General features: G+C 48.7%; 17 protein-coding genes and 3 tRNA genes. 13 read left to right on the top strand and 7 right to left on the bottom strand.

The window, feature by feature from the left end; all coding sequences use genetic code 11:
- Positions 1–37: 37 nt before the first annotated feature.
- Positions 38–2,176, bottom strand: a complete 2,139-nt coding sequence (gene glgB, locus HUX64_RS08600; protein ID WP_174625833.1) for a 1,4-alpha-glucan branching protein GlgB — start codon at positions 2,174–2,176, stop codon at positions 38–40.
- A 332-nt stretch (positions 2,177–2,508) separates the two neighbouring features.
- Here glgB and glgC point away from each other — a divergent pair, with 332 nt between their 5' ends.
- Genes glgC through malQ form a run of 3 tightly spaced genes read left to right on the top strand, consistent with a single transcriptional unit; the run spans position 2,509 to position 6,963 of the window.
- Positions 2,509–3,777: a glucose-1-phosphate adenylyltransferase gene (glgC, locus tag HUX64_RS08595; RefSeq protein ID WP_174625814.1), complete on the top strand. Its 1,269-nt coding sequence runs from the start codon at positions 2,509–2,511 to the stop codon at positions 3,775–3,777.
- Entirely contained in the window at positions 3,767–5,467 is a 1,701-nt protein-coding gene (locus HUX64_RS08590; RefSeq protein ID WP_246246965.1) for a glycoside hydrolase family 57 protein, read from the top strand. Before glgC ends, HUX64_RS08590 begins: the two co-directional genes overlap by 11 nt.
- Before the next feature lie 17 nt (positions 5,468–5,484).
- Complete coding sequence (malQ, locus tag HUX64_RS08585; RefSeq protein ID WP_174625813.1) at positions 5,485–6,963, top strand: 4-alpha-glucanotransferase; 1,479 nt, start codon at positions 5,485–5,487, stop codon at positions 6,961–6,963.
- 59 nt (positions 6,964–7,022) lie between these two features.
- Here malQ and HUX64_RS08580 read toward each other — a convergent pair whose 3' ends face one another.
- From HUX64_RS08580 to HUX64_RS08565, 4 genes are all read right to left on the bottom strand, one after another.
- Positions 7,023–7,892 carry a quinoprotein dehydrogenase-associated putative ABC transporter substrate-binding protein gene (locus HUX64_RS08580; RefSeq protein WP_174625812.1) on the bottom strand — a complete coding sequence of 290 codons (870 nt, stop codon included), beginning with the start codon at positions 7,890–7,892 and terminating at the stop codon, positions 7,023–7,025.
- A 352-nt stretch (positions 7,893–8,244) separates the two neighbouring features.
- Positions 8,245–10,101 carry a PQQ-dependent dehydrogenase, methanol/ethanol family gene (locus tag HUX64_RS08575; RefSeq protein WP_174625811.1) on the bottom strand — a complete coding sequence of 619 codons (1,857 nt, stop codon included), beginning with the start codon at positions 10,099–10,101 and terminating at the stop codon, positions 8,245–8,247.
- A gap of 240 nt (positions 10,102–10,341) precedes the next feature.
- The gene (locus tag HUX64_RS08570; RefSeq protein WP_174625810.1) at positions 10,342–11,073 is read right to left on the bottom strand and encodes a UDP-2,3-diacylglucosamine diphosphatase; all 732 of its coding nucleotides are present in this window, start codon (positions 11,071–11,073) and stop codon (positions 10,342–10,344) included.
- Between the two features lie 70 nt (positions 11,074–11,143).
- Positions 11,144–11,725, bottom strand: a complete 582-nt coding sequence (locus HUX64_RS08565) for a peptidylprolyl isomerase (protein WP_174625809.1) — start codon at positions 11,723–11,725, stop codon at positions 11,144–11,146.
- Positions 11,726–11,893: 168 nt separating this feature from the next.
- On the opposite strand from HUX64_RS08565, the gene cysS reads away from it, so the two are divergent.
- The 5 genes from cysS to HUX64_RS08540 all read left to right on the top strand — a co-directional run bounded on the left by cysS (position 11,894) and on the right by HUX64_RS08540 (position 14,516).
- Positions 11,894–13,330, top strand: a complete 1,437-nt coding sequence (gene cysS / locus HUX64_RS08560; RefSeq protein ID WP_174625808.1) for a cysteine--tRNA ligase — start codon at positions 11,894–11,896, stop codon at positions 13,328–13,330.
- 93 nt (positions 13,331–13,423) lie between these two features.
- Positions 13,424–14,053, top strand: coding sequence for a methenyltetrahydrofolate cyclohydrolase (gene fchA / locus HUX64_RS08555; RefSeq protein ID WP_174625807.1), 630 nt, complete (start codon positions 13,424–13,426; stop codon positions 14,051–14,053).
- Positions 14,054–14,261: 208 nt separating this feature from the next.
- Positions 14,262–14,338 (top strand) — tRNA-Pro (locus HUX64_RS08550).
- A gap of 3 nt (positions 14,339–14,341) precedes the next feature.
- A tRNA-Arg gene (locus tag HUX64_RS08545) sits at positions 14,342–14,418 on the top strand.
- A 22-nt stretch (positions 14,419–14,440) separates the two neighbouring features.
- Positions 14,441–14,516 (top strand) — tRNA-His (locus HUX64_RS08540).
- Between the two features lie 216 nt (positions 14,517–14,732).
- On the opposite strand, the gene HUX64_RS08535 is transcribed toward HUX64_RS08540, so the two are convergent.
- The gene (locus tag HUX64_RS08535; protein ID WP_174625806.1) at positions 14,733–14,984 is read right to left on the bottom strand and encodes a hypothetical protein; all 252 of its coding nucleotides are present in this window, start codon (positions 14,982–14,984) and stop codon (positions 14,733–14,735) included.
- Between the two features lie 793 nt (positions 14,985–15,777).
- Here HUX64_RS08535 and rpmE point away from each other — a divergent pair.
- The gene (gene rpmE, locus HUX64_RS08530) at positions 15,778–15,978 is read left to right on the top strand and encodes a 50S ribosomal protein L31 (protein WP_174625805.1); all 201 of its coding nucleotides are present in this window, start codon (positions 15,778–15,780) and stop codon (positions 15,976–15,978) included.
- Between the two features lie 159 nt (positions 15,979–16,137).
- Here rpmE and HUX64_RS08525 read toward each other — a convergent pair whose 3' ends face one another.
- Positions 16,138–18,474 carry a penicillin-binding protein 1A gene (locus tag HUX64_RS08525; RefSeq protein WP_246246964.1) on the bottom strand — a complete coding sequence of 779 codons (2,337 nt, stop codon included), beginning with the start codon at positions 18,472–18,474 and terminating at the stop codon, positions 16,138–16,140.
- Positions 18,475–18,737: 263 nt separating this feature from the next.
- Between HUX64_RS08525 and HUX64_RS08520 the strand changes: the two genes are divergently transcribed.
- From HUX64_RS08520 to HUX64_RS08505, 4 genes are read left to right on the top strand one after another with little or no spacing between them, the layout of a single operon-like run.
- On the top strand, positions 18,738–19,799 hold the full coding sequence (locus HUX64_RS08520; protein WP_174625804.1) for a pilus assembly protein PilM: 1,062 nt from the start codon (positions 18,738–18,740) through the stop codon (positions 19,797–19,799).
- Positions 19,799–20,389: a PilN domain-containing protein gene (locus HUX64_RS08515; RefSeq protein WP_174625803.1), complete on the top strand. Its 591-nt coding sequence runs from the start codon at positions 19,799–19,801 to the stop codon at positions 20,387–20,389. The genes HUX64_RS08520 and HUX64_RS08515 overlap by 1 nt, the downstream gene beginning before the upstream one ends.
- Positions 20,370–20,990: a type IV pilus inner membrane component PilO gene (locus HUX64_RS08510; RefSeq protein ID WP_174625830.1), complete on the top strand. Its 621-nt coding sequence runs from the start codon at positions 20,370–20,372 to the stop codon at positions 20,988–20,990. Before HUX64_RS08515 ends, HUX64_RS08510 begins: the two co-directional genes overlap by 20 nt.
- 8 nt (positions 20,991–20,998) lie before the next feature.
- Positions 20,999–21,547, top strand: a complete 549-nt coding sequence (locus tag HUX64_RS08505) for a pilus assembly protein PilP (protein ID WP_174625829.1) — start codon at positions 20,999–21,001, stop codon at positions 21,545–21,547.
- Positions 21,548–21,574: the final 27 nt, after the last annotated feature.

Genomic DNA, 21,574 nt, shown 5'->3' with positions numbered 1-21,574 from the left:
TGTTACTAGGGTTTTGTCAGGCGGCAGCGCTTCAGCCTTACAGCTTCAGGATCACCGCGCCCAAGGGCGGCAAGGTCAGACTGAGCGACCAGGGCTGGTTCATCCAGGCTATAGGCTCGGCGGCGGCGGCGCCGCTGCCGGTATTGCTGCCGCCGTAATAGCCGGAATCGGAATTGAAGATTTCCGTATAGACGCCGGGCTCGGGCACGCCGATGCGATAGCCCGGCCGCGGCACCGGCGTAAAGTTCAGCACCACGATCAGCTCATCGAACTTATTGGCGCGCCGGTAGCTGATCACCGACTGCTGCACGTCATGGCAGTCAATCCAGGCAAAGCCCTGCGCATCAAAGTCATGGCTGAACAAGGCCGGGTGGGTTTTATACAGGCGGTTGAGATCGCTGACCAGAGCCTGAACGCCCTGATGGGCGGGGTAGTCGAGCACATACCAGTCGAGCGCCTGGTTAAAATTCCACTCCACGCCCTGGCCGAACTCGCAGCCCATGAACAGCAGCTTTTTGCCCGGATAGGTGAACATATAGGTATACAAGAGCCGCAGATTGGCGAACTTCTGCCAGTTATCGCCGGGCATTTTATTGAGCAGCGACTGTTTGCCATGCACCACTTCATCATGCGAGAACGGCAGGATGAAGTTTTCGGTAAAGGCGTAGAGCATGCCGAAGGTCAGCTGATCGTGATGATACTTGCGGTGGATCGGCTCCTGGCTCATATAGGCCAAGGTGTCATGCATCCAGCCCATGTTCCACTTCATCGAAAAGCCCAAACCCCCGGTCCAGGTCGGGCGCGTCACCTGCGGCCAGGCCGTGGACTCCTCGGCCATCATGACAATGCCCGGATACTGCTGATGGGTCACGGTATTGAGCTCCCGGAAGAACGCGATCGCCTCCAGGTTCTCGTTGCCGCCGTAGCGGTTCGGCAGCCAGTCATGGGCCTCGCGCGAGTAGTCCAGATACAGCATCGAGGCCACGGCGTCAACGCGCAGGCCGTCCAGATGAAACTCCTCGAGCCAGAACACGGCGCTGGCCAACAGGAAGTTTTTCACCTCATTGCGGCCCAGATTATAGATCAAGGTGCCCCAGTCCCGGTGCTCGCCCTGGCGCGGGTCGGCATGCTCGTACAGGGCGCTGCCGTCAAAGCGGGCCAGGGCAAAGGCGTCCTTCGGGAAATGCGCCGGCACCCAGTCCAGGAGTACGCCAATGTTATTTTGATGACAGGCATCGATAAAAAAGCGGAAGTCATCGGGGCTGCCGTGGCGGCTGGTGGGCGCGAAATAACCTGTGGTCTGATAGCCCCAGGAGGCATCGAGCGGATGCTCGGTGACCGGCAGCAGTTCAATATGGGTAAAGCCCAGCTGCTTGACATAGGCGACCAGCTCCACGGCCAGGGCGCGGTAGTTCAGGAAATTGCCGAGCTTGTCGCGCCGCCAGGAGCCCAGATGCACCTCGTAAACGGCCATCGGCTCATGCAGCCAGTCATGGCCGGCGCGCTGCGTCATCCAGGCCTGATCCTGCCAGCGGTAGCGGTCTTCCCTGACCACAATCGCGGCGGTGTCCGGGCGCAGTTCAAAGGCCTGCCCGTAGGGGTCGGTCTTGATTAGCAATTCGCCGCTGTAGCGGTTGCGCAGTTCGAATTTATACACGCAGCCGGCTGTCAGGCCCGGCACGAACAGCTCCCAAAGCCCGCCGCCGCCCAGACTGCGCAGCGGCTGGCAGCGCCCGTCCCAGCGGTTGAAATCGCCGACCACGCTGACCCGCCCGGCATTGGGCGCCCACAGCGCAAACAGCACGCCGTCAATGCCGTCGATGCGGTGCAGATGGGCGCCGAGCTTCTGGTAAATATGCCAGTGCTTGCCTTCGCCGAACAAATGCTGGTCAAATTCCGGCAGTTGCGGGGCGAAATCGTAGGGGTCATAATGCTCGCGGGTGTAGCCGTCCTTATCGAGCCAGCGCAGTTGATAATGTTCAGGCAAGTCCCTGGCCGGGCCGCTATAGTCAAAAAAATCGCTGCCCGGCCGGCGCGTAAACGCCGCCCCGTCAGGGCCCAGGCGCACGCTTTCGGCATAGGGCAGGTAGACCGTAATGCGCGCCTGTCCAGGGCCGGCCGGATGACGGCCCAGCACGGCAAACGGGTCGTGATGGCGGGCCTCGGCGATTTTCATCGCCTCCGGCTCCAGCGCCGGGGCTGATTTGAGGGCGGCCGCGGCCGGCGCCTGGCGCTCGGCCTGGAGCTTTCTGACAGGATCAACGGCCGCGGCGGCAGGGCTTAGGCTTTTTTTAGCGACGGCTTCAGCGCTGTTTTCCGGGCCGGCCTTCAGGGAGGCGGCCGGCTCGGCTTGAAGCGGGTTTGCCTCAGTGCTTTTTGGGGCATCAGAGTCAAGCGGATTTTTAGAATGCTTTTTCACTTAAAGTGCCTCATTATAGTAGAATGCGCAAGCAGCCCAGTGTACCAAAATTCAGCCCGAATCGTGAGTCAATTCCCAGGAAGATAAAAATGCCTAACCACCATGACCGCTTTATCAGCCAGTTAACGCGCAACACTATCGCCCTGATCCTGGCCGGCGGCCGGGGCTCGCGCCTGATGAACATGACCGACTGGCGGGCCAAGCCGGCGGTGCCGTTCGGCGGCAAGTTCCGCATTATTGACTTTCCCTTGTCCAACTGCGTCAACTCGGGGATCCGCAAGATCGGCATTCTGACCCAGTACAAGGCCGACTCGCTGATCCGCCATATCCAGCAGGGCTGGGGCTTTTTGCGCGGCGAATTCGGCGAATACGTGGATCTGATGCCGGCCCAGCAGCGCCACGGCCAGGACTCCTGGTACAAGGGCACCGCCGATGCCGTGTTCCAGAACATCGACATCCTGCGCTCGCGCGACCCCGAGCATGTGCTGGTGCTGGCCGGCGATCACATCTATAAAATGGATTACGGCGCCATGCTCGCCGATCATGTCGAGAAAAAAGCCGACCTGACCATCGGCTGCATTGAAGTGTCGCTGGCCGAAGCCAGCGCCTTCGGGGTCATGGATGTCGACGCCAGCCGGCGCGTGCAAAGCTTTGTCGAAAAGCCCCAACAGCCGCCGCTGATGCCCGGGCGCACCGACACCGCCCTGGCCTCGATGGGCATTTACATCTTCAACGCCTATTTTCTGTTTGAGCAGCTGATCAAGGATGCCGACACCAAAAGCTCCGGCCATGATTTCGGCAAGGACATCATTCCGGCGGTGATTAAAAAATACCTGGTCAACGCCTACCCCTTCCTGGACCTGCAAAGCGGCGCGCAGAGCTACTGGCGCGATGTCGGCACCATCGACGCCTACTGGGCCGCCAACATGGAGCTGATCGGCGTCAAGCCGGACCTGAACCTGTACGACAAGACCTGGCCGATCTGGACCTATCAGGCGCAAACCCCGCCCGCCAAGTTTGTCTTTGACAATGACCAGCGCCGCGGCCTGGCCGTCGATTCGATGGTGTCGGGGGGCTGCGTGATTTCCGGGGCCAAAATCCGCCATTCGCTGCTGTTTACCGATGTCCGGGTCAACTCCTACAGCACCGTACAGGACTCGATCGTCTTGCCCGAGGTCAACATCGCCCGGCACTGCCGCATCAGCAAGGCGATTATCGAGCGCGGCTGCAATGTGCCCGAAGGCACGGTGATCGGCGAGCATCCCCAGGACGATGCCAGGCGCTTTCATGTCAGCCCCGGCGGCGTGGTCCTGGTCACCCCCGACATGCTCGGCCAGAGACTCCATTATGTTCGGTAGAAAACCGGCTCAAAAGAAACTCAAACTGGTGCTGTGCTGGCATATGCACCAGCCCGAATACCGGGATCTGAATACCGGCGAATATCAGCTGCCCTGGACTTATCTGCATGTCATTAAAGACTATATAGATATGGTTGCGCATCTGGAAGCCGTGCCCCAGGCAAAAGCAGTGGTAAATTTTGTGCCTATTCTGCTGGAACAAATCGAGGAATATGCAAGACAAGTCAGCTGTTATTTAAATGACCGGATAGCAATAACCGATCCTTTGCTGGCCGCGCTCGTTGCCCCAAGCATTCCTGCCGATCCTGAAAGCCGTCTGAAACTGATTAAAGATTGCCTGCGGGCCAACCGGGAAAGACAAATAAACCGGTATGCCGCGTTCCGCAAACTGGCTGATATGGCCGACTGGCTTGAGCATCACTATGAATCCTTAAATTATGTTAATTCCCAGTTTATTGCCGATATCCTGGTCTGGTATCATTTGGCCTGGACGGGAGAAACAGTAAAATTAACAGACAGCAGAATCAAATCATTAATCGAGAAAGGTTCATGTTACACCCTGCATGACCGGATTGAAGTGCTGGAAGTGATAGGCGAACAGCTTTCCAGCGTTATTCTCAGATATAAGGTATTAGCCAGAAAAGGGCAAATTGAACTTTCCGTCACACCTTATGCCCATCCTATTATGCCCTTGCTTCTGGATTTAAAGTCGGCGCATGAAGCCATGCTCACTGCGCCTTTACCGGAACTGGAGGCCTATCCAGGCGGTGAAGAGCGCGTAGTATGGCATCTTGAAAAAGGCGTGCAGACTTTTAAGCGCTTTTTCGGTTTCACGCCTAAAGGATGCTGGCCTTCAGAAGGCAGTATTAGCGAGCAGACGCTAAAAATACTCGGCGATTTTGGCTTTGACTGGACCGCTAGCGGCGGCTCGGTCCTGCATCATAGTTTTCATTTGCCGGTAAACAAAAGACCACCGGGAATTCATCATCCTTACCGGCTTGATGGAACTGATATAGCCTGTTTTTTCCGCGATGACGGCTTATCCGATCTTATAGGTTTTGAATATTCGAAGTGGCATGCCGACGATGCGGTGAATGACTTGATACATCATCTTGAAAATATGGCTTCCAATGAACTCGGCGACACTGTAGTCACTATTATTCTTGATGGCGAGAACGCCTGGGAATATTATCCGGATAATGGTTATTTTTTTCTGAGTGCTCTCTATCAGCGATTGACTACTCATTCCCGCATTGAGTTAACAACTTTTTCCGAATGTTTGAAAACCAAGGCTGATGTTAAACCTTTATCCCGCCTGGTTGCAGGAAGCTGGGTATATGGTAATTTTTCAACCTGGATAGGAGATGCCGACAAAAACCGCGGCTGGGATATGCTGGGCGACGTCAAATGGGCATTCGATAAAGCTTTAGCAAGTAAGCGATTAACTGATAAGCAAGTGCAGGAGGCTGAATTTCAGTTAGCGGTTTGCGAGGGTTCCGACTGGTTCTGGTGGTTTGGGGATTATAATCCCGGTGAGGCCGTCAGTAACTTTGAAAGACAGTTCCGGCTAAACCTGGCCAATCTGTACAGATTATTGGGCGAAGAGCCGCCGGCTTATCTGGCGATGTCATTTACCCAGGGTTCTGGTGCTCCGGCCATGGGTGGAGCAATGCGGCCCGGCATTGAATAGCAACCAGGACCGATAAGATGAGCGATATTTTGGACAAGCGCCGTGCCGGTATCCTGCTGCATATTACTTCACTGCCGGGCGCCGGTGATAAAGGTGATTTAGGACGGGAAGCTTATCATTTTATAAATTTTCTGCATGATGCCGGGATTACCGTTTGGCAAACATTGCCCTTGACCGCGCCTCATGCGGACGGATCTCCTTATCAATGCCTGTCTGCGCATGCCGGCAATCCGGCGTTGATTAATATCGAATGGTTAGTCAGTCAGGGTTGGCTGCAGCTGCCTGATAATAATGAAGAGGCTCAGATTACATTAAAAGCAAATAAAAGCGGGTTGCTAAACCGTGCTTTTTCCGGCTTTTTAGCGCAGGCCGATGAACAGGATAAAGACAGCTTTGAGCATTTTTGTCTGGCGCAAGGGTTCTGGCTCAATGATTTTTCGTTATTCATAGCCCTTAGAAACGTGTTCAATCAGGTATGCTGGAATCAATGGCCTGAGCTTCTCAAAGAAAGGGATGCCAAAGCCATCAGGGAAGTTCGCCGCCGGCTAAAGCCGGAAATTCAAAGCATTAAATTTACCCAATATGTCTTTTTCCGGCAATGGCTGGAATTAAAGGCTTATGCATTGCAGCAGGGCGTTCTTCTTTTGGGAGACATTCCTATTTTTGTGTCTTACGACAGTGCTGATGTCTGGACTAATCGCGACGTCTTCAAGCTCGATGAAGCAGGGGAAATGTTGGTGGTGGCGGGCGTGCCGCCGGATTACTTTTCAGAAACGGGCCAGCGTTGGGGCAACCCGCATTATGACTGGACTTATTTGGAAAAGACTGGCTTTGCCTGGTGGCTTGAAAGAATGCGCACTCAGCTGGAGCTTTTTGACATCCTTCGTATAGATCACTTTAGAGGGCTGGAAGCGGCGTGGGAGATACCGGCAAATGAAGATACCGCAATAAATGGCGTATGGGCTAAGGCGCCTGGAAAAGCATTATTGAACGCTATAAAAACAGGATTGGGATCAATTCCATTGATAGCGGAAGATCTGGGTGTAATTACGCATGAAGTCGAGCAATTAAGGGATGAGTTTAATTTGCCCGGCATGAAAATCCTGCAATTTGCTTTTGACAGCGGTCCCGATAACCCCTATTTGCCCAACAATTATACTAAAAATAGCGTTGTTTATACCGGCACCCATGATAACGATACGACCTTGGGATGGTGCGAAAAACTTAATGAAGGGCAGAGACACTATATTTATGACTATCTTGGGCACCCATCAATGCCGTTACATTGCGCGCTAATACAAGCTGCGCTGGCCTCTATTGCAAATCTGGCGATAATTCCCATGCAGGATATTTTGGAACTGGGTTCTGAACATCGCATGAATACTCCCGGTACCACCGAAGGCAACTGGAACTGGCGTTTTCAGTGGCAGCAACTAGCGCCGGAGCGGACGGCCAAGTTAGCGCAACTGATTCAGCTATTTAATCGTAATGGATGATATTTAAGGAATTCTGGGTGCAGCCGGTCAGCGCCGGCTGAACAAACCCAAGGGATATTTTAATCATCATCGCTGCGGGCAGCTGGCTTTGATATCGGTAATAAAGGGATATTATAATTTTTCATGATAGATTGGATTTTATTGGCATTAGCGGCAATCAGCCTGTCAAGAGTCTCTTTTCTGGCTTTATCGCCCTTTCTAACCCCCATCGCTATTGCAAAATCAAACTTGATTTCAGGAGATGAGCGCATGGGAATCATCAGATAGCTGTTCTTTGGGCTTTTCGAGATGACATAACCTGCCATAGGTCCCCATAAAATCACCATGTCAATTTCACGGGCTTTAAGATCTTTTAATATCTGCATGGCCACATTATTTTTATCATCGCCGGTCATGCTCTGGTAAGGAATGCCCTGACCGAGCAGTCCGTTTTTTTGCAGCCAGGCAGTGCCTGGCCCCCGGTCAAACATGGCAATTTTTAATGTTTCCTGTCTTTGCAGCGGCAGCCTGGCTAACTGTCCGGCATCCTTGATATCATCCCAGCCGCGGCCTTTGGCTATTAAAAGTACATAAGTCGACTGGTAGTAAGGCGTCGTGGTAAGGGTAAGGTCATAACCTGCAGGAACGCCCATAACGATATCGCATTTGAACTCCTGACTGTCTATGTCGCTGTCTTTGAGCGGTGCGGTTAAGGTCTTGCGGATAAAGCCGATACGCTGCGGAAACCAGGTATACTCGACGGTTTGTCCAAGTTGTCCAGCAAACAGTTCAGCAATTTTATTTTCAAAACCGTCTTTGTTTTTTGTCGAATAGGGAGGGTTAAGGGGATCAGCGCAGACCTTGAATTTGTCTTCGGCGGAGACTGAAAATGTTAATGCAGCCAAGCATAAGCTTGCGAGTAGAGTAGTAAGTCGGCGTGCGGCCCTCATCAAATCCTCCTTGCAGATATAGAAAATAAAACGCACAGTTTACTGCAAAAAGATGCTATTTAAATTAAAAGTTTAACTTTGCAAAAGAAATAAAAATGAAATAGGTTAACTTGATCGGATGTATTTTCCCTGGACATAAAAAAGCCCTGGCCGTTCAATGGCCAGGGCCTGCTTTTTAATCACATCAACTTACCGGTTTCAAGTCTCTGCCAAGGCCACGGAGTGCCTGCCGCCGGCGAAGCGTCATTGCCTTCCCCGGCTTGGATTGAGGCAGAGCACAGCCCTCGCTCCGATCATTGGCTTGATCCTGAAAGCAGTTTCATTATTGCTCCAAGCTGTTTACCCGATTGGCTTATTTATCAGGTAAGGCAAACACAGTCAGAGTGCCGCCCAGTTTCGTGTAAGAGTTAAGGCTTCGGTAAGCGCCAACAGCGCCTAAACCTTCAGAATTTGATTCTTCTGTGCCAGTATCGAGGCCTGCTGCAATACCGATGCCCGCCCAGCCGCCTATGCCGGAAAGTACGCCAATGTATTGTTTGCCGTTATACCTCCAGGTATTGACATTGCCGATAATGCCGGAAGGGGTTTTGAATCGGTACAGTTCCTTACCGGTCTTGGCATCTACCGCTTTCAGATAACCTTCCAGCGTTCCATAGAATACTATGCCGCCCGCAGTAGACAACGAACCGGACCACACCGAAAAAGGTTCGGAATTAGACCAGACGATTTTACCTGTCTTGGCATCGAAAGCAGTAAATTGACCGAGGTTATGGGTATTGTCAGGCTTGCCTGTCAGCACATCCGCGCCCGCCGGCATCATGGTAACTGTAGCGCCCACATAAGGCTGGCCCGCTGTGTATGCCACTTCGAAGGGCTCGTAGTCCATGCATAGATGATTGCCGGAAATATAGAACAAGCCGGTTTGCGGAGAGTAAGAAACAGGCTGCTGGTTTTTACTGCCTAATGCCGCAGGGCAAACGCCTTTGGTATTGACGTCTTCACCGTTTTGTTCGGTACTGTATTTGGAAACGACTTGCGGACGTCCGGTATTCATATCAACATGGGTGGCCCAGTTGACTGACTTGTCGAATTTTTCGGCGACAAGCAGTTCGCCGGTTTCGCGATCTAATGTATAGCCAAAACCGTTACGATCGAAATGCACCAGGGTTTTATGCATTTTACCTTTGACTTCCTGGTCAACCAGAACGGTTTCATTGATGCCGTCATAATCCCATTCATCATGCGGGGTCATCTGGTAAACCCATTTAACGGCGCCGGTATCGGCATTACGAGCCCAGATTGACATGGACCATTTGTTGTCGCCGGGACGTTGCACCGGATTCCATGTAGAAGGGTTGCCTGAACCGTAATAGATCATATTCAAGTCAGGGTCGTAGCTGGTCCAGCCCCAGGTTGTGCCGCCGCCGATTTTCCATTGGTCGCCTTGCCAGGTGCTCAGGCTTGAATTAGCGCCGACAGGAGTTACTTTCCCATCTTTCCAGGTAGTTGTTTTCTTGGGATCAATCAGCATGTCTTTATCAGGTCCCAGGCTGTAGCCTTTCCATGCCAACTCACCGGTATTGATATCATAAGCTGCCAGGAACCCGCGAACCCCGAATTCTCCTCCGGAAATACCGGTGAGAACATTGTTTTTAACTACCACAGGCGAGGCGGTGTTGGTCATGCCCAGCTTGGGATCGCCATTTTGCACGCTCCAGATACGCTTGCCGGTTTTTGCGTCCAGGGCAGTTAAAACAGTGTCGGATTGTTGTACAAAGATTTTGCCGTTGGCATAGGCCAGCCCGCGGTTAACCGTATCGCAACACATAACCGGAATAGTTACGTCCGCATCTTGCGTGGGAGTGAATTCCCAAATGATCGATTGGGTTTTTTGATCGATCGCGTAAACAGTATTAGGAAAAGGTGTATGGATGTAAAGAGCATCGTTAATTACCAATGGGCCGCCTTCATGCCCGCGTAATACGCCTGTAGAGAAAGACCATGCAGGTTGCAGGTTTTTTACGTTACTAACGTTGATCTCATCCAATTCGCTGTAACGAGTGCCTGCGTAGTTACCGCCCCAAGTTGCCCAGTTAGCCGGGTTTTTAGATAGTTGTTCAACATCGGTGTTAGCAGTTGAAACTGCTGGCGCGGCTAATAAAGCAGCCACGCTTGAAGCAAGCAGCCAACTTTTTAAAGGCTTCTTCATATATTTTTCTCCTGGTATTTTGTTAATTAGACAAAATACTGATTATGATTTTTTTAAGACTAATATTAGTTTTGGCTGATTTTCTTGATTTCTTAAGTACAGGAATTGTTCACGCCAAGCTACTAGATTTAATGATTTTGCTTAAAAAGTCAACTGTTAATAAGCCAAAAACAGAAGGTACAAGGCCAATCGCGTCATTGATGCAGTATTTCAGACGGTGGTTTTTTGCTGTGCGCCTGATTAATTTACTAAAACCTCAATACTATGACCGGCGCTGTTCCAGCACAATATTTCAGCTCTCTCTTTGCTCCAGGCGGCAAGTACAAAGCGCTGGACAGGCTGGCCGTTTATTTCAAAGTGATGAAGGGCGGGGCGGTGAGTATGGCCATGAATCAGGCGCAAACAATTATGATCGCGCATGACCTTTACTACACTATCCTGATTAACATCCATAATTTCCAGGGTCTTGTTGCGTTTATGGAAATAACTGCGAAAGCGATACCAGCGCGCCGCCAGCAAGCGCAGCAGCAGCGGCTTGGACAGCACCTGGTTTTTCCATTCGGGCGTATGGGACCTGGCGCGAAAGGCCTGGTATAACAGGTCATCGGTGCACAGCAAGTCGCCGTGGGTAAGCAGAGTAGGCACGCCGCACAGATCGATTACGACAAATTCATCAATAAGGATAACACCGGTATCTTCGCAAAATTTATTGCCCAACAGGAAGTCGCGATTGCCCTGCTGCAAATAAACTTTAGTGCCTGAACCGGTCAATCGCTTAAGCTGTTTTCTGATCTTATGAGTCGGGGGAGTGGGATCGTCATCGCCTACCCAGGCATCAAAAAGATCGCCTAATATATAAACAGCGCTGGCCTTGGCGGCCCGATTTTCCAGAAATGAAAGAAACCGGCGGGTGATATCAGGTTTTTCCAGGGAAATATGCAAATCGGAAATAAACAGAATTTCGTTGCTCAAAGCGGCTTTGCTGATTAGTACTAAGGACGGCGAAAAGTTAAAAGAAGCCTTTAAAGGTGCGCTTTTTTCCTTATTCTACAACTTCAGCTTTTTCAATAATGATGTCCGTTTTGGGTACGTCCTGATGGCCGCCGCGGCTGCCTGTCGGTTGTTTTGCCATCGCATCGACAACATCCATCCCTTCCACCACTTCGCCAAATACGGCATAGCCCCAGCCATTGGCAGTCGGGCTGGTATGATCGAGGAAGGCATTGTCTTTGTAATTGATAAAAAACTGCGCCGTTGCGGAATGGGGATCGGATGTGCGGGCCATGGCTAGAGTGCCGCGCTTGTTAAGCAAGCCGTTGTCGGCTTCATTTTTTATAGAATCGTGCACGGCTTTCTGACTGAAATTGGTATCAAAGCCGCCGCCTTGCGCCATGAAGCCGGGGATTACCCGGTGAAAAATAGTGCCGTTGTAAAATCCCTCATTAACATAGGTCAAAAAATTTGCCGATGAAACCGGGGCTTTTTCAGTATTCAGCTGAATAATAATTTCCCCAAGCGTGGTCGTTAATTTAACTTTCGTGGCTTTGTCAGACATTTTATTTTCCGTTGCAAAAGAGAGTGTCGCCGTTAAAAACAGCATTATGGGAAGGATGAGTATACGCATTGATTATCCTTATCTAGGTAATGCAAAAAATAAATTCTAGGTGTTTTTATCTTGAAAGAGAAGCATTAATCTTGATAAATTGTTTAGTTCTATTACTAAAATTTATCGTCCAGGTAATCCGCTTGCTATTATGAACTGTGTGTCCAGTTGCTTTTATTGTAAAAATCCATGCTGAAAATATACAATACCCTGACCCGAAAAAAAGACCTGTTTCAGCCGCGTGAACCGGGCAAAATCGGTATGTATGTATGCGGCATGACGGTTTATGATCACTGCCATATCGGTCATGCGCGGGTCATGGTGGTATTTGATACGGTAGCGCGTTATTTACGCTATTCAGGTTATAAGCTGACCTATGTGCGCAATATTACCGATATTGATGACAAAATCATTCAGCGCGCTCATGAAAACGGCGAAGATTTTCGTAAATTGACCGGGCGGTTTATTGACGCCATGCATGAAGATGAACGGGCGCTTTCCGTGCTGCCGCCTGATATCGAACCGAGAGCCACGCAATCTATTGCTGAGATTATTGCCATGATTGCAGCTTTGATAGCCCAAGACCTTGCTTATGTGGGCAATAATGGCGATGTGTTTTATGCGGTAGACAAATTCAAAAATTACGGTCAATTATCGGGCAAAAATCCGGACGATTTACAGGCCGGTGAGCGAGTAGATATTGATCAGGCCAAGCGCAATCCGCTGGATTTTGTTTTATGGAAAATGGCAAAAGCCGATGAACCGGCATGGGAATCGCCTTGGGGCTTGGGGCGTCCTGGCTGGCATATTGAATGTTCGGCCATGTCTACCTCCTGCCTCGGTAATCATTTTGATATTCATGGCGGCGGCATGGATTTACAGTTTCCGCATCATGAAAATGAAATCGCCCAGTCCGAAGGCGCAACCGGCGAGAAATTTGTTAATATCTGGATGCACAACGGTTTTGTGCGCGTTGATGATGAGAAAATGTCCAAGTCGCTCGGTAATTTTTTTACCGTGCGCGAAGTATTGAAGCAGTATAAGCCTGAAATAATACGTTTTTTTATTCTTTCCAGCCATTACCGCAGTCCGTTGAATTATTCGGACGAACAGCTGAATGATGCAAAAGTCGCTTTGGATCGCTTTTACCTGGCTTTGCGAGGTTTTGATAAAATTGAAGAAGCATCTATTGAAACTGGCTATAAAACCCGTTTTAAACAGGCGATGGATGACGATTTTAATACGCCAGTCGCACTGTCAGTATTATTCGATTTGGCCAGGGAGCTGAATAAAGCCAAGGAAAATAAGACGGCAAAAGCCAGGGAATTGGCGTCCAGCCTTAAATTTTTAGGCGGTTTGTTAGGAATATTGCAGTCTGAGCCGGATGCCTGGCTGAAACAAACGATTGAGCTAAGCCTATTTACTAACAGCAATACGTTTTTTAGTCCTGCAGTGACAGTAAGTTATGTCTCTGAAGAAAGTATTGAGCAGAAAATCCAAGCCCGTTTAGATGCCAAAAAAGCTAAAAACTGGGCTTTAGCAGATCAAATCCGCAATGAGCTCAAAGAACAAGGCGTGATTCTGGAAGATACCCCCAACCGCACTACCCGTTGGCGACGAGAATAGCTTAACCTGTCTAGATAGCAAGAGTGTATAGGCGGGATTAGCGCAGCGAACCCCGGCAATCGTAGTGAATATTAATAACAGCGAAGTGGCGCCATGAATGAAATAAAAGACCAGTCAATTCAGATATTTCTTGATGAATTAGCCAGTAAAAATGCTACGCCGGGCGGGGGTAGCGTAGCGGCGCTCATGGGCGCGCAATCGGCTGCGTTAACCAGTATGATGTGTAATTTGACTATTGGTAAACCCAGGTACGCAGAGGTCGAAGCCGAAATGCAGACCTTGCTGCAAAAATCAGAAGCGCTGCGAAAAACACTGACCGATATGATAAAAGCCGATGTCGATGTATTTAACCGCTTAATGGCTACCTACAGCTTGCCGAAGACCACAGATGAAGAAAAGACGGCGCGTAGCGAGGCAATCCAATCAGTATTAAAAGAAGCGACAGAGGTGCCTCTAAATTGTGCCCGCGCCTGTGCTGAAGCGATTGCATTAAGCCGAATTGCCGCCGATAAAGGCAACTCCGGCGTTGTCAGCGATGCCGGTGTGGCGGTATTGGCGGGCTATGGCGGGTTGAAAAGTGCAGCGCTAAATGTTTATACGAATGCGGCGGCTCTCAAAGATCGGGCATTCGCCGATGCAAAACTGGCTGAACTGGAAGCAATTTTGAAGGGAGTGGATAAAGGCGTAGAAGAAGTTTATAAGATTGTTAAGGCCAAACTGTAATTACCAGCGCTCTGGCTAAGCTAAACACTTGCTGCCGGCAGTAAGTTCGAGTCATAAATTTCTTAAAAACCCATAGCTGCTGTGTTGATTTGGTTAAAATCATCGTAGCCATAAAAAACAATTGACGTTAACAGGATGCGCCGCTATTATATTGAGCTCTTCCAACATGGTTGAAGAGGTATAAACAAGCCATTAAAAAGAAGCTTGTCGGGGTATAGCGCAGTTTGGTAGCGCGCCTGCTTTGGGAGCAGGATGTCGGGGGTTCGAATCCCTCTACCCCGACCATAAGCGCTTGTAGCTCAACCGGATAGAGCACCGGCCTTCTAAGCCGGGGGTCGCAGGTTCGAGTCCTGCCAAGCGCGCCATTTCTAAATATCCCATACTATGGTGAGCGTAGCTCAGTTGGTAGAGTCCCGGATTGTGATTCCGGTTGTCGCGGGTTCGAGCCCCGTCGTTCACCCCATTAAAATCAGCAACTTATGCTAAAGTTACTGCTAAAAATAATCCCTGGTAACAAAGCTGGTAACAAACCAGTTTACTCGCCAGAGGGTTCGACAGTCTTTAATCTCACGTCATAAATATTTAACATCGATGCGTTTCTATGTCCGCTCGCGTCCTGTTTATTGCCGGTTACATCACTCACAGCTTGGGGTTTTAAATCGTGGCAAGTGAAGCGCGTTCACTGAATATCTAATTGATCTGCTTCCGCTTGCGCTGTGGTCGTAATTCTACCGAGGGCCGTTTTCAAACTCGATAACTGGATGCCATCGCGGGTTCGTTCTGAGGTAATCAAAAATGGTTCTCCGCTCTGAACGGATGTGGTTGTCTGCGCCTGTTCATTATCTGATTGGGATTGTTCCCGCAGTTTGCCGGCGGCCTTTAGTCGGTCGTTCCACGCGATAATGTTACCCCGTAAACCTTTGCGCCGCATTATTAGTAACCCAATGGGCGGTCCACCGGGAGCCGGCATATCTAACATTTCTTATAACGCATGCGGCCTAGATGATCGCTTTCGAGGCAGGGGGTGCATACTTAAGGTGAAGCAGCCGCAATTTTTAACATGATTTGGTAGTCTTCGTCCTCGGCATAATGTTGGCGCGCTTTAACTAACCCCTTTTTAACGTCAGTGGCTGGGTTGGTTTTGATCATTTCATACTCATATGCCCAACTGAAAATCCGCTTGATGTAAGCCGGTTCTTTATTAGCTCGACTGGCGGCTCTTCGCTCAGCTCATCGCGGTACTTTCTAACCAGGCCGATTGTTCACTTGGTAAGATTGACCTTACTTGCAGGCTCGTGGATATTTTGCGGGTGCAGATTGAATTATGGCAATTCGGATAATCGCTCTGGGTAGAAATGTCCAGAAGTCGCCGGATCGGCGTCTGTTGGAAGTCTCTAGATATTGAGAAGCTGTCTTGCAAAACAACTTCTAAAAAAACAGGTATTTTTTATTAAAAGTTAAAAAAGCCTACGAAAGCGAGCTAACTGATTGAGAATGGAGCCTTATAAAAAATATTTTGAGCCCGCAAGCACACGCGCAAATGGCCATAAGCATCTGCATCCAGATGAAAAAACCTTTACATGCAGCCGATCGAGCGCATGCTGTTTGCATGGAAAATAATAATGCGTATAAATATAAGAAGTGTTGCGGTTTTTTTATAGCGAAAGTATCATATGCAGTTCTTTAATAGCAGGTAGCCCGCTCAAGGGTAATGTGGAAGTGATATGAAGCCAGAAATTCATCCTCAATATAAACAGATTACTGTGACATGCGGTTGCGGTAATTCCTTTGTGACCGGTTCTGTATTAGGTAAGGATTTGCAGATTGAGGTGTGTTCGTCCTGCCATCCTTTTTATACAGGTAAGCAGCGGGTAGTTGACACAGCAGGCCGGGTTGATAAGTTCCGTAAAAAATACGGCAAATAAATTTGTCAGGTTTTTGCGCGAAGAGCCGTTATCTGCAACAGGTTGCGCTCTTCAGCTTAAATAAAGCTGTTATTCCAGGCGACTAATCGTGCAAGCCGAAGATAAATAACAAGCAACTGTTGAATTGTCTTTGGACAAGCTTGTATTTTTCGGCAATCTCTAAAACAGCGCTTCAACCGGTTTTGCAGTAACCTCATCCTCATCTACTGTGGACTCATCGAAAGGAGAAGAGAAGCGGGTGGGTACATGTTCAGCCTGAAAAAACTCCCACATACCCGCTTTACTTTCAGCGGGTGCTAAAAGACCCGTTTGAGGATTAATAAAGGCTTTAACTATACCGCCAGGCATTTCAAATGGAGCTTCCGGTATATTTTTTAAAGCCGTCTGCATAAACTCTATCCACATTGGCAATGCCGCCTTTCCTCCGGTCTCAAGAACGCCAAGAGGCGCGAAATTGTCAAATCCAACCCAGGCAGTTGCCACAATTGAAGGCGTATAGCCATTAAACCAGGCATCTCTTTGATCATTTGTCGTACCTGTTTTACCCGCTATATCCTGTCGATTTAATACCTGCGCAGCCGTTGCTGTGCCATGTTGCACGACATCCCTTAATAAGGAATTCATAAGAAAATTAATCGCTGGCGAAATAATTCTCGGGGCATAACGATTCATTGCCTCCTTGCTGCTGTCGCATAAACGGCAGGCAAGCCTGGGTTTGGCCTGATAAATTAAGTTGCCCTCGCTGGATTCAATACGCTCGATAAAATAAGGATTAACGAGAAATCCGCCGTTGGCGAAGGTAGCGTAAACCCTTGCCATTTGTAGCGGCGAGGCATAGCCGCTGCCTAATGCTAAAGACAGGCTTTTGGGTAATTGTTCCTGAGTAAAGCCAAAGCGCAGCCCGGTTGAGATGGCTTTATCGACACCTATTTCCTTTAATAAGCGTATGGAGATGATATTTCGAGAATGCGTCAAAGCTGATCTGAGACTTGTCGGCCCAAGAAATTTCCGGTTGTAATTTTCAGGGCGCCACTCATTTTCCTGCTGGCTGGCATCGTCAATGATCAAGGGAGCGTCATTAATTACACTGGCAGCAGTGTAGCCTTCTTCTAAGGCCGTGGTATAAATAATGGGTTTGAAACCTGAGCCCGGCTGTCTTTTTGCCTGCGTTGCGCGGTTGTATTTATTGCGTAAAAAATCAAAGCCGCCGGTCAAGGCTAAAATCGCCCCATTGGCGGGATTTAGGGAAACAAACGCCCCTTCAGCTTCAGGAACCTGAGTTAAAGCCCATGTCTTGTTTTTTAATTGACGAACACGAATGACAGAACCAATTTTCATAATCTTATCAACGGATTTGCCATTCCATTTAATATTTTCCCACGGTATTTTAATGACGGCTTTATTCTGAAGCCGGGCAGTGGCGCTGCTATCGGTCAGGCTTAACACATAGGCGGGCAAGGTATCGCCAATAATGGGAATAGCCATAAATTCAGTAGCCTGGCCAGAGTTGGAATCAGCACTTGAGCGGTAGCCATGACGCTCGTCGTAAGCATGTAAAGTATTTCTAAGCGCCTGATCCGCCGCTGTTTGCAGCACTCGGCTTATCGTTGTATAGACTTTGAATCCTGAAGTGTATACCTGTTCGCCGTATTGATCGTAAAGTGTTTGCCTTGCCATTTCCGCCGCATAAGGGGCGGAAAATTCAGGAAGTTGATAGTGTAGTTTAGCTGTAGAAGATTGCTTGAGCGCGGCGTCATAATCATCCTTTTTTATGTAGTTAAGCTCAAGCATTCGGTGCAGCACATAATTACGTCGTTGAATGGCTCGCGTCTCATTGGTAATCGGATTATAGGCCGACGGTGCTTTAGGCAAGCCGGCAATCATGGCGCATTCGGCCAGGGTCAGGTCATGCAGGGATTTGCCGTAATAAGTCTGCGCTGCTGCGGCTATGCCGTAGGCTCTATGGCCCATATAAATCTGATTAAAATAAAGCTCAAGAATTTTATCTTTGGAGTATTCGGCTTCTATTCTTAAAGCCAGGATGATTTCTTTTATTTTACGCGTATAGGTTTTTTCGTTAGTTAGCAGGAAATTGCGAGCTACCTGCATAGTGATGGTGCTCCCGCCCTGTTTTTTTTTGCCCGACACAGCCAATTGAACGCCGGCTCGAAGCAGACCTTTATAATTAACGCCAGGGTGTTCAAAAAACCTGCCATCTTCCGCAGCAAGGAATGCCTGCACAAGTTGATGAGGGACATCTTCTATAGCGACCGGTATGCGTTTCTTCTCTCCAAACTGTGCAATCAGAAGATTGTCCCTGCTGTAAACACTTAGAGGAATCTGGTATTTAACATTACGCAGGCTATTAATATCGGGCAGATCAGCTATCAGATGAGTATATAAAACGTAACTGCTGATCAGTACGCCCGTGCTGATCAGTATAAAAAAAATAGCCATCCATTTTAAAAGTCGTTTGAGTAGTCCTTTTTCAGCCACAAGTAATTCTCCGAAGATTATACGGAAAAGACCAAAACCGTAATTCAAGAATAAACAAGCGCTTTGTCAGTTTAATACCGATAGAAATAAGCTGGGTTGTGGAGTATAGACCAACGCTGCAAACAAATAAATTTAATAATTTTCAGCGTCAAATTAAAAAACATAACTATACTTTTTTAACTTGATAAGTTCGACTTTAACGATTCCAACCACAGACATCGCCCCTGGATATAAATTAATGAGCAAACTTTTAAAGGTATTCCGTGAGCTGGTTTAATAAAAATCAGAATATAGTTCTCGGCATTGATATCAGTACGGCAGCGGTAAAATTACTGGAATTAAGCAGGGCGGGCGCACGTTATCGAGTTGAAAGTTATGCCGTAGCGCCTTTGCCTCAAGATGCCGTTATAGATAAGAGGATTGCCAATGTCAATGTCATAGCTGAGACAATTAAAGTTGCACTGAAACAATCCGGATCAAAGCAAAAACAAGCTTCGGTGGCCGTAGCCGGATCAGCCGTCATGACCAAAATTATAAAGATGCCTGCTAATTTAACCGAGGATGAAATGGAAGAACAAATCCTGGTCGAAGCAGATCAATATGTGCCTTATTCGCTTGATGAAGTTAATTTTGATTTTGAAGTACAGCGCACTAATGAAACCAATGCTGAAATGGTTGATGTTCTGCTGGCAGCCTCCAGAAAAGAAAATGTTGATGACAGGGTTGAAGCTTTAACAATAGCCGGGTTAAAGGCCCGGATTGTGGATGTAGAAGCATTCGCCATGGAAAATGCCTTCACATTACTGGCGGCTCAATTGCCGGATTCCCTGGAAGGCCAGACTATTGCCATTGCAGATATAGGGGCAACCATAGCAACTCTGAATGTTTTATATGATTTCCGGACAATCTATAGCCGAGAGCAGGGCTTTGGCGGTAAACAGTTGACTGAAGAAATTCAGCGCCGGTACGGACTCTCTTATGAAGAGGCTGGCCTGGCAAAAAGACATGGCGGATTACCGGATAATTATAGCTCTGATGTGCTTGACCCCTTTAAAAAGGCAATGGTGCAACAAATTCAACGCTCATTACAGTTTTTTGTATCATCGAGCGCAAATAGAAGTATTGACAGCGTCGTTCTGGCGGGCGGTTGCGCCTCGATACCGGGTATCGAGAAACTGGTTCAACAAAGCGTGGGAGTCCCCGTTTATGTAGCTAATCCCTTTGTAAATATGGCCTTGTCCAATAAAGTCAAGCCTCAAGCGCTGAGCAATGACGCACCGGGCATGATGATTGCCTGCGGCTTGGCTTTAAGGAGTTTTGACTGATGGCGAAAATCAATCTGCTTCCCTGGCGCGAAGAGCTACGCAAGCAAAAAAAGCAGATTTTTCTAAATGCGATTGGCTTAGCCGTATTAATGACTATCGCCGTTTTGGGCATGGTTTATATGTACATTGAAGGACTTGAAGAGTATCAGGAACAAAGAAACAAACTGCTGCAGGACGAAATAGCACTGGTGGACAAAAAAATCGTAGAAATAAAAAGCATTGAGGAAAAGAAAAGTAAATTGCTGGCCAAAATAGAACTGCTTCAAAAACTTCAGAAAAGCCGTCCGGAAATTGTGCATTTGTTTGATGAAATTCCAAAAACTACGCCGGACGGGGTTTTTCTAACCAAAGTCATTCAAACGGGAACGGAGCTGGCATTTACCGGCAAATCACAATCAAATGCGCGGGTTTCCGCCTTTATGCAAGCAATAGAGGCATCCCCCTGGCTGCAAAAGCCAACGCTGGATGTCATTCAGACCCCGGCTCAAGCGAGCGCCGATCAGTTAAGTGATTTTACCCTGCATGCCAAGCAGGGCAAGCAAGAGAAGGAAGCAGAAAATGAAAGCGCGCATGAATCTGTCGGAAATTAATTGGGATATTAACGCGGCAGGCACGTGGCCGCTACCCCTTAAGTCTGCAATAATCCTGATTATATGCACGGTAGTAGCTGGCGCAGGGATTTATCTGATTACGCTTGATCAGTTAGCGGAGCTTGAAGCTTCTGAGCGGAAAGAGCAGGAATTAAAACTCGCGTTTGAGACAAAACAAAAGAAAGCCGTAAATCTTCAGGATTATCATGATCAACTGGTGCAAATAGAAGCCTCGCTGGAGGAAATGATCCGGCAAATGCCTACGGAAGAAGAAGTTGCAAGCTTGCTGGTTGATATTTCGCAGACAGGATTGGCAAGCGGACTGGAATTTAAACTATTCAAACCCGCCGCTCCGGTTGTTAAAGAGTTCTACTCGGAGCTGCCGATCAGCATTCAGGTAACAGGAAAATATGAGGAACTGGGTTTATTCGTGAGCGGCCTCGCCTCATTGCCACGCATTGTAACTGTACATGATGTCAACATGTCTCCCGAAGAGAAAAGCGGGGCTATGCTGATGAATGCTACCGTGAAAACCTACAATGAAGGTTCAGATGGCGCTACAGAGAACGCAGCCGCCAGGAAAAAAAGGAAAAAATCGTGAGACCATTCATGCTGCTGTTTTCAAGCCGCAGAGGGAAAAAGTTGCGGCTAGGTTATGCGGTTATTTTGGCATTGTTAGCCGGCTGCGGTAATGACGATTTCTCGGATTTAAATCAATTTATCTCGGAAGTTAAAGCCAGACCGAAAGAGCCGATCGAGCCTTTGCCCGCCATCAAGGTTATTGAACCCTTTATTTTTGCACCGGAAGGTTTGCGTGATCCCTTTAAAGCGCTGGAGCAGCCGGAACAGAATGGAAAAAACGACAACACGACGGGCAGCGGTATAAGGCCCGATACCTCCCGACGCAAGGAAGATCTGGAAAATTATCCGTTGGACGGCCTCAGAATGGTGGGCACTGTTGCCATGCAACAGAACTTGTGGGGATTGGTAAAAGCCAGCGACGGAATAATCTATCGCGTTCAGGTTGGCAATTATATGGGAAAAAATTACGGAAAAATTATACGCATCGGCAGCGACAAAATTGAATTAATGGAAATAGTGCCCGATAAACCCGGATTATGGCGCGAACAGCAAGCGTCATTAGCCTTGGCAGAGTGATTTGAGGATAAATGATGAATAATAAAC

Source organism: Candidatus Methylobacter favarea (assembly GCF_902806695.1).
Lineage (GTDB): Bacteria > Pseudomonadota > Gammaproteobacteria > Methylococcales > Methylomonadaceae > Methylobacter_B > Methylobacter_B favarea.
Note: the sequence above shows the minus strand (reverse complement) of the source record. Positions and strands in the feature narration are given on the sequence as shown.

Bases quoted from the DNA above. Each gene is read 5' to 3' on its own strand.
- malQ (WP_174625813.1), top strand. From the start codon at position 5,485: ATGAGCGATATTTTGGACAAGCGCCGTGCCGGTATCCTGCTGCATATT.
- rpmE (WP_174625805.1), top strand. From the start codon at position 15,778: ATGAAGCCAGAAATTCATCCTCAATATAAACAGATTACTGTGACATGC.
- HUX64_RS08575 (WP_174625811.1), bottom strand. From the start codon at position 10,101: ATGAAGAAGCCTTTAAAAAGTTGGCTGCTTGCTTCAAGCGTGGCTGCT.
- HUX64_RS08565 (WP_174625809.1), bottom strand. From the start codon at position 11,725: ATGCGTATACTCATCCTTCCCATAATGCTGTTTTTAACGGCGACACTC.
- HUX64_RS08580 (WP_174625812.1), bottom strand. From the start codon at position 7,892: ATGAGGGCCGCACGCCGACTTACTACTCTACTCGCAAGCTTATGCTTG.
- HUX64_RS08590 (WP_246246965.1), top strand. From the start codon at position 3,767: ATGTTCGGTAGAAAACCGGCTCAAAAGAAACTCAAACTGGTGCTGTGC.
- cysS (WP_174625808.1), top strand. From the start codon at position 11,894: ATGCTGAAAATATACAATACCCTGACCCGAAAAAAAGACCTGTTTCAG.
- HUX64_RS08510 (WP_174625830.1), top strand. From the start codon at position 20,370: ATGAATCTGTCGGAAATTAATTGGGATATTAACGCGGCAGGCACGTGG.
- glgC (WP_174625814.1), top strand. From the start codon at position 2,509: ATGCCTAACCACCATGACCGCTTTATCAGCCAGTTAACGCGCAACACT.
- HUX64_RS08505 (WP_174625829.1), top strand. From the start codon at position 20,999: ATGCTGCTGTTTTCAAGCCGCAGAGGGAAAAAGTTGCGGCTAGGTTAT.
- HUX64_RS08515 (WP_174625803.1), top strand. From the start codon at position 19,799: ATGGCGAAAATCAATCTGCTTCCCTGGCGCGAAGAGCTACGCAAGCAA.
- glgB (WP_174625833.1), bottom strand. From the start codon at position 2,176: ATGAAAATCGCCGAGGCCCGCCATCACGACCCGTTTGCCGTGCTGGGC.
- fchA (WP_174625807.1), top strand. From the start codon at position 13,424: ATGAATGAAATAAAAGACCAGTCAATTCAGATATTTCTTGATGAATTA.
- HUX64_RS08535 (WP_174625806.1), bottom strand. From the start codon at position 14,984: ATGCGGCGCAAAGGTTTACGGGGTAACATTATCGCGTGGAACGACCGA.